The following is a 15,430-nucleotide window of genomic DNA, read 5'->3' on the forward strand; positions in this document are numbered from 1 at the left end:
GCTGGACGAGATCATTTCGGACGTCAGGCCGCTGATGCGCTCCGCTTGCTTCGGTCCAGTAGTTCGTGCGCTATTGCGCACGTTCTACTGGGCCTACCGCTCGACACCAACTGCCGGCCGCCGGCTGCCCGGCTCAGCTGCGGATCTGTCGGCCGTAGGCCTGATCCTCGAGCCGCTTGACGCGCTCGGCGGTCGGCGGGTGGGTCGACATGAGCCGCGAAACATCCTGCGCGCGGAAGGGATTGGCGATCATCATATGGCTGGCGTTGACGACCTTCGGCTCCGGCGCCAACGGGATCTGCGCGGTGCCGACCTCCAGCTTGCGCAACGCGGACGCGAGCGCGAGCGGGTCGCCGGTGAGCTGCGAGCCGTCCTCGTCGGCGTCGTATTCACGCGTGCGGCTGATCGCCAGCTGGATCATGCTCGCCGCCACCGGTGCGAGGAATGCCATGGCCAGCATCGCCAGGGGGTTGGGGCGGTCGTCGTCGTTGCTGCCTCCGCCCCCGAACATCCCGAACCACATCATCATCTGCGCGATCGAGGTGATGATGCCGGCCAGCGCCGCAGCGATCGAGGAGGTGAGGATGTCGCGGTTGTAGACGTGCATCAGCTCGTGGCCGAGCACCCCGCGCAGCTCCCGCTCGTCGAGCAGTTCCAGGATGCCCTGGGTGCAACAGACGGCGGCATGCTGTGGGTTGCGGCCGGTCGCGAACGCGTTGGGCGCGTCGGTCGGCGAGATGTAGAGCTGCGGCATCGGCTTGCCGGCCTTGGTCGACAGTTCACGCACGATGCGGTACATCTCCGGGGCCTGGATCTCACTCACCGGGTAGGCGCGCATCGCCTTGATGGCGAGCTTGTCGGAGTTCCAATAGCTGTATGCCGTGGTCCCGACACCGATCAGCGCGAAGATCCAGATGTAGCGCCCACCGGCCACCAGTGCGCCGATGGCGAGCAGGATGACCCAGATGCCGCCGAACAACGCGGCCGTCTTGAGGCCGTTGAAGTGACGGTGCATATCTGGCGAACGAGCCTGACCACATGCTTTGTTCCGGACTTTTCAGCGACCGACGATCTGCAGCAGCGACTGCGGCGCGATGCTCGTCACCACCAACGCGCAGGCCCCGACGACGACCAGGACCCGGTGCACCGGATGCAAGGCGTCCGCCTGGTCAGGGTCCTTCCGAGCGCCGAAGAGGATCCGCAGCCACCGGAGATAGACCGCGACACCCAGCATGGCGTTGAGTGCCGCGATGATCGCGAGCACCCACAGGCGTCCGCCTGCAACGGGACCGATGGCCGCCACCTTCGCGACCAGCCCGATCACGGCCGGCGGCAATCCCATCAGGGTCAGCAGGGCGAGTGCCAGGGTCACGGCGAGCAGTGGTCGCCGCCGCAGTAGCCCGCCGTATGACGAGAGGGAAGTCGCGTGTTCGCGTCCGTCCGCGTGCGCCAGCGCGGTCACCACCGCGAACGCGACGAGCGTCGCGACGGCATACACGACCAGATAGGCGGCGGCGGACCGCACCGCGCGGGTCGACACCGCCGCGAGCGGCAGCACGACCCAGCCGGCCTGCGACACGGTGGACCAGGCCAGGAAGCGAAGGGCGTTCTTCTCCCGCAGCGCCATCACGTTGCCGAGCGTCATCGAGAGCGCCGCGAGCACCCCGATGGCGGCGAGCGCGGAGGTGCCGAGCACCGTGACCCCGCGGAAGATGACCAGCAGCGCGGCCAGCGCGGCGACCTTGGAGGTGACGGCGAGGAAGCCGCCGATCGGCACCGATGCCCCGCCGAACGCCTCCGGCGTCCACGCGTGGAAGGGCGCGAGCGACAGTTTGAAGGCGAGTCCAGCGACGATGAACACGACTGCCAGCACAAGAATTCGGCGGGAGTCGGCGTCGTGGGTGGCCTGCAGCACCGCGTCACCGGTGAACACCGCCGAGCCGGTGGCGGCGAACCAGAGGGCCGCGCCCATGGCGGTGATCGCGAAGCTGACAAGTGAGGTGGTGAGCAGCGCGAGGGCACCGTCGACGGCTGCCTGCCGGGCGCGCAGCGCCACCAGGGCGATCACCGGCAGGGTCGCCAGCTCGAGCATCACCAGCCAGGACCCGAGGTCGCGGGCGGCCGCGACACCCGCCGCGCCCGCGGTCGCTGCGAGCAGCAGTGTCGCCTGGATCGCGGCGCGTTCGGCCGGCACCCGGATGGGCAGGGCCAGCAACGCGATCACGGCGCCGCTGACGAGGGCGGTGAGCTGCAGACCCACGCCGATGTGGTCGACCGAGTAGAGACAGGTGCCGTTCGGAAGGCAGAGGGTGGTGCGGGGGTTGTCCGCCGACGGCAGTGCGCCGGGGACCGCCGCGGCCGCGCCGGCGAGCAGCAGGACGGCGGTGATCGCCCAGTGCACCCGGCCGAGCAGTGGCAGCAGCGCGTCGAGCAGGAGCAGCAGCACGCTGCCGACCGCGGGGATCAACACCGGGGCCAGCAGCCACCAGTCGAAGGTGAGCTTCATCGACCGGCCACCGCCATCAGCTGGGTCACCGCACCGGCGGTCGTGTGCAAGAGCACGATCGGTATGACGCCGAGCGCGACCGCAGCTGCTCCGAGCACTCCGGCGACGATCCACTCGTTGCCGTGTGCGTCGGTCTCGGGCTCCGGCTCCGGCGGCGTCCCGCCGGCGGCCGAGCCCTGCCAGACGACCCGCAGCACGCGCAGCGCGTAGCCCGCGGCGAGCACTGCGCCGACCGATGCGACGGCGGCCAGCACCCGGAACCAGCCCATCGGACGGTCACCGCCCGGGTTCCACGCACCGAAGATGGCCAACACCTCGCCCCAGAATCCGGCCAGCCCGGGCAGCCCCATCGAGGCGGCGAAGCCGATCACCAGGGCGAGGCTGAGCCGTGGCGAGATGTCGCGCAGGGATCGCCGGACGGTGTCCAGGTCGTCGCCGCCCCACCGGTGCTTCAGGCCGCCGACGACGGCGAAGAGCAGTGCCGAGATCACGCCGTGCGCGATGTTGGCGTAGAGGGCGGCCTGTAGTCCGACGGTGGTGCCGCTCATCAGCCCGAGCAGCACGAAGCCCATGTGCGCCACCGACGACCACGCCACCAGTCGTTTCAGGCTGCGCTCCACCAGGCAGACCAGGCCGCCCCAGATGATGCCGATGACCGCGAGCGTGCCGATGTATGGCGCGAGCCGCTCGATGCCCTGCGGCAGTGGCGCGATCACCAGCCGGACCACGCCGTAGGTGCCCATCTTCAGCAGCACCGCCGCCAGCAGCATCGAGCCGGCCGTCGGAGCGATCGTGTGCGCGCGCGGCAGCCAGGAGTGCAGCGGCCACATCGGCACCTTGATGCCGAGGCCGACGAGCAGGATGGCCGCGACAGCGGTCTGGCTGCTCGCCGGCAGCGGGTGCGCGGCGATGCCGGCGAGGTCGCTGGTCCCGGCGGCGAAGGTCATGGTGAGGATGCCGACCAGCATCAGGGTCGAGCCGAGCACCGTGTAGAGAACGAAAGTGTTGGCGGCCCTGGCACGTTCGCGGGCGTCACGGCGGTCGCCGAAGCGGCCGATCAGCACCCACATCGGGACCAGCACGACCTCGAAGGCGAGGAAGAAGCTGATCGCGTCCTGCACCAGGAAGGTCGCGATGCCGCCGCCGATGACCAGCAGCAGGCAGCCGAAGAAAGTTGCCGGCGTGCCGCCCTGCGGCTGCTCATGCCGGGCGTGCAACACCACGAGTACGCCGATCGCGGCGGTCATCAGCAGCAGCGGCACGCTGATGCCGTCGACCGACAGGTGCAGGCGCATGCCGATCTCGGGCACCCACTGCCGGTTGAGCACCGGCCGGTCCTTGGCGATCAGCGCCGAGGCGACCAGCGACACCACGGTGACCACCAACGAGACGAGGTATGCCGTGTGGCGGCTCACCGACCGGATGCTCCGGTCGCCCACGACGAGGGCCAGGCCGGCGACGATGGGTGCGAGCGGTGCGACGAAGAGCGCGGCTACCACAGGATGACTCCCATCAGGCCGACGACGACCAGGCCACAGGAGACGGCCACCAGGCCGCTGGTGGGACGGCGGGTGTGCAGCCGGTCCGACCGGCCCGCGACGGCCGCCGACAGCTCGGGCAGTCGCTGCACACCGCCGTCGAGCAGCCGTTCGGCGCGGGTGACCGCGTGCGCAAGAGCCAGCACCGGACGCATCGCCGCGACGTAGATGCGGTCGGCGTCGAAGCCACGGGACGCCGAAGCGCGCACGAAGATCGGGAAGCGGGCGGCTGCATCGCCATACACGGTGCCGATGGACAGCATCCGCACCAGCAACGCGATCGCCCCCATGAGCAGCAGTGACGCGCCGATCAGCCAGCCGTTCGGGTGCTGCCAGTCGACGTCGAGCATCGGCGAGAAGACGAGCAGTCCGCCGACGACCGACAGCAGCGCGAGCAGTTGCAGGCCGAACCGCGCGCCGCCGCCGGGCTGCTGGTCGACCAGCGGATCCTCGTCCTCGACGACCTGGACCGGCACCGGCTCAGGCCGGTCCAGCGGTCGCCCGTGCGGGTCGACCTGGGGCAGCTCGGTGAGCATCTCGACGATGCCGACGTCCTCGACGCGATAGCTGTCCTCGATGACCTCACGCACCTGCACGCGCTGCAACCCGCTGCGGTGGATGAGGATCAGCCACATCCGCATGCTGTATGCCGCGGTCAGCAGGACCACGCAGGTCAGCGCCGCGAAGGCGATCCGCGAGCTCAGGTCACCGTCGATGCCGCGTCGCGCCGCCTCGTCGACGATCAGGTCCTTGGACACGAAACCGACGAGCGGCGGCACCCCGGCCAGCGCCAGCAGCCCGATGCCCAGCATCCGGCGGCAGACCGGGTGCTTGCTGAGCGCGCCGGACAGGCGCTCGACGGTGGTCCCACTGACCAGCACCGACAGCCAGCCGATCATCAGGAAGAGCAGGGCCTTGAACATCGCGTGCGACAGCAGATGCGCGATGCCGAGGTCGGCACCGGTGCGCGGCGCCAGCACCGCGAGTCCGAGCAGCATCAGCGCGACCTGGGACACCGTCGACCAGGCGAGCAGCCGTTTGAGGTCGTGCTGGAGGAAGGCCAGGATGCCGGCGCCGACCATCGAGACGGACGCGACGACGGTCAGCACGACACGCGCGGTGTCGGACAGCTCGAGCAGGGTGACCAGCTTGCCGAGCACGACCGTGCCGGCCGCGACCATGGTGGCCGCGTGGATCAGCGCCGACGCCGGTGTCGGGCCCTCCATCGCGTCGGGCAGCCAGTCCTGGAACGGCACCTGGGCGGACTTGCCGGCGACCGCGCAGATGATGCAGAGCAGTGCGGCGGTGAGTGCGGTGTGGTGTCCTGCCGCCGCGTGCGTCCAGTGCACGACGATCGCGGCGATGTCGGTGCTGTGCGCGCCGAGGGAGAGGATCGCCATACCGATGACCAAGGGGGTGTCCGCGATGCGGGTCACCAGGAAGGCCTTGTATGCCGCCCGCCGCGCCTTCGGTCGCTCCGACTCGTGGCTGATGAGCAGGTAGGAGCACCAGCCCATCAACTCCCAGCCGATCAGAGTGAGCAGTAGGTCGCCGGACAGGACGACCAGCTGCATGGCCGCGGTGAACAGCCCTACAGTGGCGGCGAATTGGCGATAGCGGGGGTCGCTGTAGAGGTACCACCGGGTGAAGAGCTGCACCGCCCAGGAGACCAGCCCGACGGCGACGGCGACGAGCACCGACGGCCGGTCGACCTGCAGGTGCAGCGGGATGCTGAGGCCTGGACCGACCGGCAGGTCACCGATCGTCTGCGGTGCGGCGACGGCTCCGCCGCGGACCTGTTGGAGCAGCAGGCCGATCGGCGCGAGCAGTCCCAGGAAGCTCAACACGGCCGTGACGGCGAACGCCGGAGTGCTGCGTCGGGTCAGCAGGATGACCAGCACCGGGACGGCGGCCGGCAGCAGCACGACCAGGTGACTCGGCTGGAGCGGGAAGTCCACTGCGAGCGTCGTGGGGTCGAAGCGGCCGTCGGCGAGGATCACTCGGACTCCCCCGGCTGCGCCATGTCGACGTTTCCGCGGCCGCGGAACACCGCGAGGATCACGCCCAGGGCGACTGCGATCTCGGCAGCAGCGATCGTGATGACGAAGATCGTCATCACCTGCCCGGCCCGCAGCGTGTCACTCGTCAGCGAGCCGACGGTCACGAAGAGCAGCCCGGCGGCGGCGAGCATCAGCTCGACACCGATCAGCACCAGGATGGCGTTGCGGCGGGCGAGCACTCCGTAGAGGCCGATGCCGAAGAGCAGCCCGACGACGAGCATCGGCAGCGCGGAATGGATCACTGCAGCTCTCCCTGCATCTCCGACCGGCCACGTCGCCCGATCGGCAGCCGGGCCAGCGCGAGCGCGGCGATCAGCGCGACGAGCAGCAGCGCCGAGAGCACTTCGAACGGCCACACCCAGCTGCCGAAGAGCCGGACGGCGAGCAGGTGGGTGCCACCGCCGTTGATGCGCTGCTTGTCGTTGCCGAAGGCGCTGATCAGCACCGTCGCGAGCAGTGCCGCGGTGGCCGCGCCGACGACCAGTGCGGCGGCACGTTGCATCAGCGGGGTGTCGTGCTCATGACTGCGCCCGATGGGTGCGCGGGTGAGCATCAGCGCGAACAGCACGAGGATGACGACGGCGCCGACGTAGACGAGCAGCTGCACCAGTGCGACGAATTCGGCGCCGAGCACCAGGTAGCAGCCGCACAGCGCCGCCAGGCTGACGATGAGCCAGAGCGCCGAGTGCACCAGGTGTTTGGTGGTCACGGCGAGCAGCGCCGAGGCGACACTGATCGCCCCGGCGATGGTGAAGAGCACGTCGTATGTGGTCACGACGGCTCATCCTCCACCGCCGCCGGGGGCGGCACCGTCCGCATCCACTCACCGAGCTTTTCCTTCTCGTGCAAGAGGTTCCGGATGTCGCCGTCGGCGTATTCGAACTCCGGGCTCCAGAAGAGCGCGTCGAAGGGGCACACCTCGATGCAGATGCCGCAGTACATGCACAGGCTGAAGTCGATGGCGAAGCGGTCCAGCACGTTGTGCTGGCGGGCGCGGCCGCCTTCGGGTCCGGGTGGTGTCGTTTCCTTGTGGGAGTCGATGTAGATGCACCAGTCCGGACACTCCCGCGCGCACAGCATGCAGGACGTGCAGTTCTCCTCCAGCAGCGCGATGACGCCGCGGCTCCGGTCCGGCAGGTCGGGCTGCACGTGGGGGTACTGCTGGGTGTGGGCGTGCGTGACCATGGTGCGGGCCGTGGTCGCCATACCCTTCGCGAGGCCGGTCAGGAATTTGCTCATGAGCTCACCACCACTCCGACTGCGGTGATCGCCAACTGCAGCAACGCGATCGGGACCAGACCCAGCCAGGCCACGCGCTGCAACTGGTCCTCGCGCAGCCGCGGCCAGGCGACCCGGATCCAGATGATGACGAACGCGAAGATGCCGCCCTTGACCAGCATCCAGAGCCAGCCCACCGAGTCGGCGAAGGGTCCCGCCCAAGCACCGAGCCAGAGCGCTGCGAGCAGGAACGACATGACCACGATGCCGGCGTATTCGGCGAGCAGGAAGAGCGCGAACCGCAGCCCGGTGTATTCGGTGTAGGGGCCCATCACCAGCTCGGAGTCGGCGACCGGCATGTCGAAGGGCGGGCGCTGCAGCTCGGCGGTGGCCGCGACCAGGAAGACGATCGCGCCCGGCAACTGCCAGAGCAGCCACCACGGGTTCCATGCGTGCGCGATGCCGACCAGCGACAAGGAGCCGGCCGCGATCGCGAACGACGCGCAGACCAGGATCAGCGGCAGCTCGTAGGAGACCAGCTGAGCGGCGGTGCGCATGCCGCCGAGCAGGGAGTACTTGTTGCCGCTGGACCAGCCGGCCATCAGCGTGCCGAGGGTGCCGACACCGCTGATCGCGAGGAACCAGACGAGGCCGCCAGGAACGTTGGCGCCGAAGAAGTCGGGGCCGAACGGGATCACTCCGAGCGCCAGCAGGTAGGCCACGATGCCGAGGGCCGGCGCGACCCGGAAGACGCTCTTGTCCGCGGCGAGCGGGACGACGTCTTCCTTCTGAGCGAACTTCACGCCGTCGGCGATGAGCTGGGCCCAGCCGTGGAAACCGCCGGCCTCCATCGGCCCGAGCCGTCCCTGCATGTGGGCCATCACCTTGTGCTCGGTCTGCCCCACGAGGAGCGGCAACACCAGGAACGCGGCGAGCACACAGACGGACCGTACGACGACTTCGACGAAGTCATTCATCGGGGACCCCAGGATTCGTCGGGCACGCCCGGCGGCTGCAACCGGCGGCGGGGCGCGCGGGCCGGTTTGCCGTCGGTGCCGCCACCGCCGGGCTCCTTGGCGCCCGGCCACGGCTTGCTCGCGCGTGCCGCGAGAACGAACGACTTGCGCAGCGGGTTGCCGTCGAAACCGTCCGGCAGCAACAGCTTTCGCAGCTTGCCGTTGCCCGTCTCGGTGAAGTCGTCGAAGTGGATGCCGAACATTTCGAACGTTTCCCGTTCGTGCCACGCCGCGCCGTGCCACAGCACCGTGCAGCTCGGCAGGCTCGCGCCGTCCGCGATGCGGGTCTGCACGAGGATTTCGCGCAGTGCGCCGGGCGTCACGTCATACAGGTGCACGACGACGTCCAAGCCGGGGTCTTCGTCGACGTCGGTTTGATCGACGGCGGTGAGAAAGTCGAAGAAGGTGAAACCTTCGTCGCGTTGCTGCTCGAGCGTGACGATCCATTCGCCGGGCGGGCAGGAGACGCGAGGGACTTCGTAGGGTTCGACGCTCACGCGGACTCCCCCGGCGGTGCCACGAGCGGGCGGCTCACTTCGCCGGCGGTGACCTTGCGGCCTGCGTAGCCGCTGAGCTTGGCGCGCAGGCCCTTGGTGTGCAGCTTCTCCTCGGCGATCTGCTCCTGCAGGACGCGGATGCCCTGCAGCAGCGCCTCGGGACGCGGCGGGCAGCCCGGCACGTAGACGTCGACCGGGATCAGCTGGTCGACGCCCTTCGTGACGCAGTAGGAGTCCCAGTAGGGGCCGCCGGAGTTGCTGCACGCACCGAAGCTGATGACGTATTTGGGTTCGGGCATCTGGTCGTAGAGCCGGCGGACCGCGGGGGCCATCTTGTCGGTGACCGTGCCCGAGACGACCATCAGGTCGGCCTGCCGCGGGCCGGGTGCGAACGGTATGACGCCCAGCCGGATGAAGTCGTGCCGTGCCATCGATGCTGCGATGAATTCGATGGCGCAGCAAGCCAATCCGAAGTTGAACACCCAGAGGGAGTAGCGGCGGCCCCAGTTGAGCACCACCCGCATGGGCTTCGGGGCGACTTCTTGCCCCGCGCCGACGCGGGGCATGGGCAGGTCAGTGGTCACCGGTCAACTCCTTCCCGGACACGCTCCGCGGTGGCCGAGGAGCGACGAAGGAGCGTCTCGAGGTCCCCGTGTCCGCTTCGTCCGCCCAGGTCAGCAGGCGGCGGCGGGCGGCGTGCAGCAGGCCGACGAGCACGACCGCGATGAAGATGCCCATCTCCACCAGGCTGGCGATGCCGAGGTGATGGTCACGCAGCACCAGCGCCCAGGGGAAGAGGTAGACGGCGTCGACGGCGAAGACGACATACAGGAAGGCATAGGTGATGTAGCGGAAGTGTGTCTGCGCCCACCCGCCCGCAACCGGGTCCACGCCGGACTCGTAGGTCGTCAGCTTGGCCAGGCCGGGTGCTCGCGGTGCCAGCAGCCGCCGGGCGATCATGGCAGCGACGAACAGCACCGCTCCGGCGACACCGACGCCGAGCAGCACCACGTAACCGGTCACTCCCGAGGACACCCGGGCAGCCTAACGAGCGGACGCCTCCGGGTGGGCGAGGCGCTCCCAGAGTGGACGCTTCGGGGCGACCGCTCGGCGGCGAGCGCGGCGTGTGATCCACCTCACGAACGTGAAGAATTGCTGTTCATTTTGACTATTCCGGTAACTCGTACTTATGGTTGCACCAGTCACGAGTTCCAGCGTCAAGCCCTGGCTTGCTGGACGGCAACCCTCACGCACGTGGCGGGGTGCCCCAGGTGAATGACTAGGCCGCACAGGCTGGTTCGGCGTATGCCGGATCGGTCGGCGCGGCAAGCACGGCAGTTCCCACATCACCGGGCGATGCGGCACGACGCGTCGCACGGTTCGAGCACGGCCGGGCGCCTTCCAATTGCCAGCGACCCTGAGGAAACCATGTCCGACGACACCTCCGACGCCCCGACGACCATTCCTTCCCTGCCGCCGAGGCGCACCTCCCGCCGCGGAGTGGTGATCGGCGCCGCCGTCATCGCCTTCGTCGTGGGCGGTGGTGCCGGCTTCGCCACCGGCCGGGCCACTGCGAGTGGCGACGCTGCACCTGGGCAGCACCTGACCATCGTGAAGATCGGCGTCACCGACGCCGACCAGGGCTATTGGCCGGTCTTCAAGAAGCTCGCCCGGCAGCACGGCATCAACCTGCAGACCGTCAACTTCCAGGACTACACACAGGCGAATCCTGCTGTCGCCCAGGGCCAGCTGGATCTCAACCTCTTCCAGCACCTGGTCTTCCTCGCGAGCTACAACGAGCAGGCGCACCAGAACCTGACGCCGATCGGGTCGACGTATGTCGTGCCGCTCAGCCTCTACTCGTCGAAATACAAGAAACTGCAACAGATCCCGGCGGGCGGCACCATCGCCATACCGAATGATCCGACGAACCAGGCGCGTGCGCTGCTCGTGCTGCAGGCGGCCGGCCTGGTGACGCTGAAGAACGGGGGCAACATCCTGGCCACTCCGGCGGACATCGTCCGGAGCCGGTCAAAGGTCACGGTGACGCCCGTCGACGCGGCGCAGACGGTGACGTCGCTGTCCTCCACCGCCGGCGCGGTCGTCAACAACAACTTCGCGCTCGACGGTCATCTCGACCCGACCAAGGCGCTCTACTCGGACAACCCGCGGTCGGCGACGGCCGAGCCCTACATCAACGTCATCGTGGCCCGAGCTGCGGACAAGAACAACCCGACGTACGCCGAGGTCGTCAAGCTCTACCAGGACCCGCGCGTGCAGAAGCTGGTCGTCGCCGAGTCGAAGGGGACCAGCGTCCCGGTGAAGAAGTCAGCGGCCCAGCTGCAGCAGATCCTGTCCGGCCTGCAAAAGACCGTGAGCACGCAATGACCGAGGTCGTGTCGAGAACCGTTGACTCCGAGCCTGATTCGGCAGCGCCGTTGGTCCGTCTGCAGTCGGTGTCGAAGACCTTCGGCCGCCGCGACGACCAGCACCACGCGCTGACGGACGTCGACCTGGAGATCCGGCGGGGGGAGATCTTCGCGGTCATCGGCTACTCCGGGGCGGGCAAGAGCATTCTCGTGAGGCTGATCAACGGGCTGGAACGGGCCACCTCCGGCACCGTGATCGTCGACGGGGTCGACATCACCAGGCTGCGCGGGAAAGCGCTGCGGGCGGTGCGGCAACGCATCGGCATGGTCTTCCAGCGGTTCAACCTGATGCGGTCGCGGACGGTCTTCGGCAACGTCGCCTACCCGCTGCAGCTCGCCGGACTCGGCCGTGCCGAGCAGGAGCGGCGAGTCGCCGAACTGCTTTCCTTCGTCGGCCTGCTCGACAAAGCGTGGGCTCACCCCGAGGAATTGTCCGGCGGCCAGCAGCAACGAGTCGGTATCGCCCGGGCGCTGGCGACGCAACCGGATCTGCTGCTCGCCGATGAGTCCACCTCCGCGCTCGACCCGGAGACGACCCGGGAGGTGCTCGCGCTCTTGCGACGGGTCAACGAGGAACTCGGGATCACCATCGTGGTCATCACCCACGAGATGGACGTCGTCCGCGCAATTGCCGACCGCGTGGCGGTCCTGGACTCGGGCCGGATTGTCGAAACCGGCACGGTGCGAGAGGTTCTCGGCTCACCGACGGCGGAGACGACGCAGCGGTTCGTCGCGGCTGCGGTGGGGAACCGCCCTGACGCCATACAGCTGGAGCGGCTGCGCGCGGAGCACTCTGACACCCTCGTCACGGTGTCCGCTGACGGCGATCGGGTGCTGGGCCGGGTTCTCAGCTCGGCCGCGCGGGAGCACGGTGTCGACTTCGAGATCCTGTATGGCGGGATCACCGATCTCAAGCACGAGTCGCTCGCCTCGTTCACGCTCGCGCTGAGCGGCCCGGAAGCGGGTGTGCAGGCGACGATCTCGGCCCTGCACGCAGCGGGCGCGGTGGAAGGACAACCGCGATGACCACCGACTGGTCGACGCTGTGGCCGACCTTCGAGACGGCGATCGGGCAGACGCTGCTGATGGCGGTCGTCACGATCCTGCTCGGCGGGCTGATCGGGCTGATCCTCGGCGTCGCGTTGTTCACGACGCGCACCGGCGGCTTGCTCACGAATCGCCCGGTCAATGCGGTGCTCAACGTGGCGGTCAACATCGTGCGGCCGATCCCGTTCATCATCTTCGTGACCGCGATCGCTCCCCTGACCTTGCGGACGATGGGATCCACCATCGGGACCACGGCGGTGCTCTTCCCGCTGGTCATCGCGGCGACGTTCGGGGTCTCGCGCATCGTCGAGCAGTCGCTGGTGTCAGTGGATCCCGGGGTCGTCGAGGCAGCGGAGGCGATGGGTGCCGGCCCGTGGCGGATCGTGCAGACCGTGCTGGTGCCGGAAGCGCTCGGCCCGCTGATCCTGGGCTACACGTTCGTCTTCGTCGCTGTGGTCGACATGACCGCGATCGCCGGTGCGGTCGGTGGCGGCGGCCTCGGTGACTTCGCGATCACCTACGGCTATCACCGGTTCGACTGGGCGGTGACCTGGATCGCCGTGGCGGTGATCATCGTGCTGGTGCAACTCGCGCAGTTCGGCGGGAACGCGTTGGCGCGCAAGGCGCTCCGGCGGTAACCCCTCAGCCGAAGAGCGCGTTCAGCGAGTCATGGCTCCGTCCGCCGGCGAGCTCGCGATAGGTGCCGTGCTCGAGCAGCTCGTGCGCAGCCCGCTCGAGGTGTCCGAACACTGCTGCCGCCAGTGACGATCCGGCGGACACGCGGCGCACCCCGGCGGCCTTCAACTCGGGGACGCTCGGCGCGGAAGGTCCGGTCAGGACATTGACCGGAGCGTCGATGGAGGCGGTCAGGCGGGACAGGATGTCCAGGTCGGTGACACCCGGCACGAAGATGCCGCTTGCGCCCGCGTCGAGGTATGCGGATGCACGTGCAACGGTGTCGTCGAAGTCCGCTGCGCCTACCAGGTAGCCGTCCGTCCGGGCGTTGAGGTAGAGCTCGACGCCGGCCGCGTCCGCCGCCTCGCGCACCACGCGCACCCGGTCGGCCGCTTCGTCGATTGGGCGCAGCGTGCGGTCGAACGCGTCCTCGAGGTTGACCCCGACCGCTCCGGCTCCGATGACGAGCCGGGTGGTCTCGGCAAGATCCGCCGCACTGTCCCCGAAGCCGCCCTCGATGTCGCAGGACACGGGAGCGCTTGCGACGGAACAGATCCGGCTCAGGTGCTGGAGCATCAGGTCGCGGTCGAGGACGTTGCCGTCCTGCGTACCGAGAGACCAGGCGACCGCCGCGCTCGATGTCGCAAGGGCTGGTGCACCGGCCTCCTGAATGATCCGCGCCGACGCCGCGTCCCAGCAGTTCGGCAGGACGAGGAGATCGTCGTGCAGGGCGTGGAAGGTCGCGGCGCGTTCGTTCGGGGTCATCTCACCGACGGTAGACCCTCGTCATGGGCCACCGCGACGGCCGTGGGTGCGCGGCGCGTCATACCCTCCGGGCGGTGGCACCATCTCGGCACGGACGCCGAGCAACCGGACCGGCCGTTCGTCGGAAAGCCTTGCGTAGAGAGCGAATGCCGTGTCGGCGATGACGTCCGCGGCGAACGTCGGCTCGGGCAGCTTCCGCACCCGGGTGAGCGTGAAGAACGGTGCGAACCGGATCTTCAGGTGTACTCGTTGACAGGCGCGTCCTTCCGCGCGTATGTCGGACTCCACCTGCGTGGCGAGCTCGAACAGCGCCACGCGGATCTCGTCCTGTGTCAGCAGGTCCTGTTGATAGGTGGTTTCGCGGCCGTGGGCGCGTGCCATCCAGGGCGTGTCGTCGACCACGGCGCTGCCGGCTCCTCGCCCCAGCCTGCCGATGTGCGGCCCGGTGTTGGGTCCGAACTCGGCGGCGAGCACTTCGTCGTCCGCATCGGCCAGGTCGTTGACCGTCCGGATTCCGAGCTTTTCCAACCGTTTCGACGTCTGGCCGCCGACGCCCCACAGCGCCTTGACCGGACGGTCGCCCATGACCGGTCGCCAGTTGTCGCGCGTCAGCAGGAAGATGCCGTGCGGTTTGCCGAGATCGGTCGCGGCCTTGGCGCGGATCTTGGTGTCACCGATGCCGACACTGCAGTCGAGGCCGGTCGCAGTGCGCACGGAATCCTGGACGGCCCGTGCCGCCGCGACCGGATCGTCTGCGACGAGGCCGACGAAGGCCTCATCCCAGCCGAGCACCTCGACGACGGTCCCCGGGATGTCGCGTAGGGCCTGCATGACGGTTGCCGAAACTGCCTCGTAGACAGGGAAGTCCACCGGCAGGAAGATGGCGTCAGGGCATCGTTTGACGGCGATCTTGAGCGGCATGCCGGACCGGATGCCGAACGCGCGCGCTTCATACGACGCGGTCGACACCACGGCCCGCTCGGTCGGATCACCACGACCGCCGACCACCACCGGTTTGCCGGCCAACTCCGGATGACGCTGGATCTCGACGGCAGCGAGGAACTGGTCCATGTCGACGTGCAGGACCCAGGCCGTCATACGTGTCACCTCGCTGGGGACCAGGGTGCCCTACCGGCGAATGAGTGTCACGAATCAGAAGGCGCCCGTGCCGGCCACCTGCCGAGTGGTCACGTTGATCCGGTTGAAGAGGTTGGTCGTCGCGATCCAGAGGACCAGGGCCGCGAGCGCCTTCTCGTCATACCGGTCGGCGACCTCGTCCCACACGGCGTCCGGCACCGGGTCCAGGCTGTCCGCGAGGCGGGTCATGTGCTCGGCGAGCAGCAACGCGGCCCGCTCGTCGTCGGTGAAGTACGGCGCGTCCCGCCATCCGGCGAGGGTGATCAGGCGCTCGTCGCTCTCGCCCGCCTTCTTGGCGTTCTGCAGCCCGTAGTTCAGGCACCAGGAGCAGCCGTTGATCTGGCTGACCCGCAGATGCACGAGTTCGAGCGTCGCCTCGGGAACGCCTTGTCCGTGGACGGCGTTGACGACAGCGAAGATTCCCTTGGTGGCGGACTGGTCGAGCAGGCCGGCGGGGTTCGTCATACGGGGTTCCATGTTCGGTTGGCTCCTTCAGTGCTTGATTGATGTGTCATCGCAGGTGACGTATGACGGCAGGAGAA

Annotated in this window: 17 protein-coding genes and 1 riboswitch; of the genes, 3 read left to right on the forward strand and 14 right to left on the reverse strand. The window is 68.7% G+C overall.

Annotated elements, in window-relative coordinates:
• Nucleotides 1–133: 133 nt before the first annotated feature.
• From htpX to ACN8HC_RS00515, 11 genes are read right to left on the reverse strand one after another with little or no spacing between them, the layout of a single operon-like run.
• Nucleotides 134–1,015, reverse strand: coding sequence for a zinc metalloprotease HtpX (htpX, locus tag ACN8HC_RS00465; protein ID WP_490072899.1), 882 nt, complete (start codon nt 1,013–1,015; stop codon nt 134–136).
• 42 nt (nt 1,016–1,057) lie between these two features.
• Entirely contained in the window at nt 1,058–2,506 is a 1,449-nt protein-coding gene (locus ACN8HC_RS00470; RefSeq protein ID WP_490072900.1) for an NADH-quinone oxidoreductase subunit N, read from the reverse strand.
• Nucleotides 2,503–4,005 (reverse strand): complex I subunit 4 family protein, encoded by a 1,503-nt coding sequence (locus ACN8HC_RS00475; RefSeq protein ID WP_490072901.1) that lies wholly within the window; start codon nt 4,003–4,005, stop codon nt 2,503–2,505. Before ACN8HC_RS00475 ends, ACN8HC_RS00470 begins: the two co-directional genes overlap by 4 nt.
• On the reverse strand, nt 3,999–6,044 hold the full coding sequence (locus ACN8HC_RS00480) for an NADH-quinone oxidoreductase subunit 5 family protein (protein ID WP_490072902.1): 2,046 nt from the start codon (nt 6,042–6,044) through the stop codon (nt 3,999–4,001). The genes ACN8HC_RS00475 and ACN8HC_RS00480 overlap by 7 nt, the downstream gene beginning before the upstream one ends.
• On the reverse strand, nt 6,041–6,346 hold the full coding sequence (gene nuoK, locus ACN8HC_RS00485) for an NADH-quinone oxidoreductase subunit NuoK (protein WP_490072903.1): 306 nt from the start codon (nt 6,344–6,346) through the stop codon (nt 6,041–6,043). The genes ACN8HC_RS00480 and nuoK overlap by 4 nt, the downstream gene beginning before the upstream one ends.
• Nucleotides 6,343–6,879: an NADH-quinone oxidoreductase subunit J family protein gene (locus ACN8HC_RS00490; protein ID WP_490072904.1), complete on the reverse strand. Its 537-nt coding sequence runs from the start codon at nt 6,877–6,879 to the stop codon at nt 6,343–6,345. The genes nuoK and ACN8HC_RS00490 overlap by 4 nt, the downstream gene beginning before the upstream one ends.
• Nucleotides 6,876–7,343 (reverse strand): NuoI/complex I 23 kDa subunit family protein, encoded by a 468-nt coding sequence (locus tag ACN8HC_RS00495; RefSeq protein ID WP_490072905.1) that lies wholly within the window; start codon nt 7,341–7,343, stop codon nt 6,876–6,878. The genes ACN8HC_RS00490 and ACN8HC_RS00495 overlap by 4 nt, the downstream gene beginning before the upstream one ends.
• On the reverse strand, nt 7,340–8,299 hold the full coding sequence (locus ACN8HC_RS00500) for a complex I subunit 1/NuoH family protein (protein ID WP_490072906.1): 960 nt from the start codon (nt 8,297–8,299) through the stop codon (nt 7,340–7,342). The genes ACN8HC_RS00495 and ACN8HC_RS00500 overlap by 4 nt, the downstream gene beginning before the upstream one ends.
• Nucleotides 8,296–8,835 (reverse strand): NADH-quinone oxidoreductase subunit C, encoded by a 540-nt coding sequence (locus ACN8HC_RS00505; RefSeq protein ID WP_490072907.1) that lies wholly within the window; start codon nt 8,833–8,835, stop codon nt 8,296–8,298. The genes ACN8HC_RS00500 and ACN8HC_RS00505 overlap by 4 nt, the downstream gene beginning before the upstream one ends.
• A complete protein-coding gene (locus ACN8HC_RS00510) occupies nt 8,832–9,401 on the reverse strand; it encodes an NADH-quinone oxidoreductase subunit B (protein WP_490073671.1) in 570 nt (189 codons plus the stop codon). Before ACN8HC_RS00510 ends, ACN8HC_RS00505 begins: the two co-directional genes overlap by 4 nt.
• Nucleotides 9,402–9,408: 7 nt before the next feature.
• Complete coding sequence (locus tag ACN8HC_RS00515) at nt 9,409–9,870, reverse strand: NADH-quinone oxidoreductase subunit A (RefSeq protein WP_490072908.1); 462 nt, start codon at nt 9,868–9,870, stop codon at nt 9,409–9,411.
• A gap of 165 nt (nt 9,871–10,035) precedes the next feature.
• A riboswitch (SAM riboswitch) is annotated at nt 10,036–10,173 on the forward strand.
• A gap of 90 nt (nt 10,174–10,263) precedes the next feature.
• Here ACN8HC_RS00515 and ACN8HC_RS00520 point away from each other — a divergent pair.
• From ACN8HC_RS00520 to ACN8HC_RS00530, 3 genes are read left to right on the forward strand one after another with little or no spacing between them, the layout of a single operon-like run.
• Nucleotides 10,264–11,223 carry a MetQ/NlpA family ABC transporter substrate-binding protein gene (locus ACN8HC_RS00520; protein WP_490072909.1) on the forward strand — a complete coding sequence of 320 codons (960 nt, stop codon included), beginning with the start codon at nt 10,264–10,266 and terminating at the stop codon, nt 11,221–11,223.
• Complete coding sequence (locus tag ACN8HC_RS00525; protein ID WP_490072910.1) at nt 11,220–12,290, forward strand: methionine ABC transporter ATP-binding protein; 1,071 nt, start codon at nt 11,220–11,222, stop codon at nt 12,288–12,290. The genes ACN8HC_RS00520 and ACN8HC_RS00525 overlap by 4 nt, the downstream gene beginning before the upstream one ends.
• A complete protein-coding gene (locus tag ACN8HC_RS00530) occupies nt 12,287–12,949 on the forward strand; it encodes a methionine ABC transporter permease (protein WP_490072911.1) in 663 nt (220 codons plus the stop codon). The genes ACN8HC_RS00525 and ACN8HC_RS00530 overlap by 4 nt, the downstream gene beginning before the upstream one ends.
• Nucleotides 12,950–12,953: 4 nt before the next feature.
• Here ACN8HC_RS00530 and ACN8HC_RS00535 read toward each other — a convergent pair whose 3' ends face one another.
• Genes ACN8HC_RS00535 through ACN8HC_RS00545 form a run of 3 tightly spaced genes read right to left on the reverse strand, consistent with a single transcriptional unit; the run spans nt 12,954 to nt 15,353 of the window.
• Nucleotides 12,954–13,751 (reverse strand): isocitrate lyase/PEP mutase family protein, encoded by a 798-nt coding sequence (locus ACN8HC_RS00535; protein WP_490072912.1) that lies wholly within the window; start codon nt 13,749–13,751, stop codon nt 12,954–12,956.
• A gap of 21 nt (nt 13,752–13,772) precedes the next feature.
• Nucleotides 13,773–14,849, reverse strand: a complete 1,077-nt coding sequence (locus ACN8HC_RS00540; protein ID WP_490072913.1) for a DNA polymerase IV — start codon at nt 14,847–14,849, stop codon at nt 13,773–13,775.
• Between the two features lie 54 nt (nt 14,850–14,903).
• Nucleotides 14,904–15,353: a carboxymuconolactone decarboxylase family protein gene (locus ACN8HC_RS00545; RefSeq protein WP_490072914.1), complete on the reverse strand. Its 450-nt coding sequence runs from the start codon at nt 15,351–15,353 to the stop codon at nt 14,904–14,906.
• Nucleotides 15,354–15,430 lie beyond the last annotated feature (77 nt).

It is taken from the genome of Flexivirga sp. YIM B11880 (assembly GCF_058148645.1).

What these genes read in the sequence shown, in the direction of transcription:
- ACN8HC_RS00510 (WP_490073671.1), bottom strand. Translation starts at nt 9,401, where the DNA reads ATGCCCCGCGTCGGCGCGGGGCAAGAAGTCGCCCCGAAGCCCATGCGG.
- ACN8HC_RS00470 (WP_490072900.1), bottom strand. Translation starts at nt 2,506, where the DNA reads ATGAAGCTCACCTTCGACTGGTGGCTGCTGGCCCCGGTGTTGATCCCC.
- ACN8HC_RS00540 (WP_490072913.1), bottom strand. Translation starts at nt 14,849, where the DNA reads ATGACGGCCTGGGTCCTGCACGTCGACATGGACCAGTTCCTCGCTGCC.
- ACN8HC_RS00545 (WP_490072914.1), bottom strand. Translation starts at nt 15,353, where the DNA reads ATGACGAACCCCGCCGGCCTGCTCGACCAGTCCGCCACCAAGGGAATC.
- ACN8HC_RS00530 (WP_490072911.1), top strand. Translation starts at nt 12,287, where the DNA reads ATGACCACCGACTGGTCGACGCTGTGGCCGACCTTCGAGACGGCGATC.
- ACN8HC_RS00500 (WP_490072906.1), bottom strand. Translation starts at nt 8,299, where the DNA reads ATGAATGACTTCGTCGAAGTCGTCGTACGGTCCGTCTGTGTGCTCGCC.
- ACN8HC_RS00535 (WP_490072912.1), bottom strand. Translation starts at nt 13,751, where the DNA reads ATGACCCCGAACGAACGCGCCGCGACCTTCCACGCCCTGCACGACGAT.
- ACN8HC_RS00520 (WP_490072909.1), top strand. Translation starts at nt 10,264, where the DNA reads ATGTCCGACGACACCTCCGACGCCCCGACGACCATTCCTTCCCTGCCG.
- htpX (WP_490072899.1), bottom strand. Translation starts at nt 1,015, where the DNA reads ATGCACCGTCACTTCAACGGCCTCAAGACGGCCGCGTTGTTCGGCGGC.
- ACN8HC_RS00525 (WP_490072910.1), top strand. Translation starts at nt 11,220, where the DNA reads ATGACCGAGGTCGTGTCGAGAACCGTTGACTCCGAGCCTGATTCGGCA.
- ACN8HC_RS00495 (WP_490072905.1), bottom strand. Translation starts at nt 7,343, where the DNA reads ATGAGCAAATTCCTGACCGGCCTCGCGAAGGGTATGGCGACCACGGCC.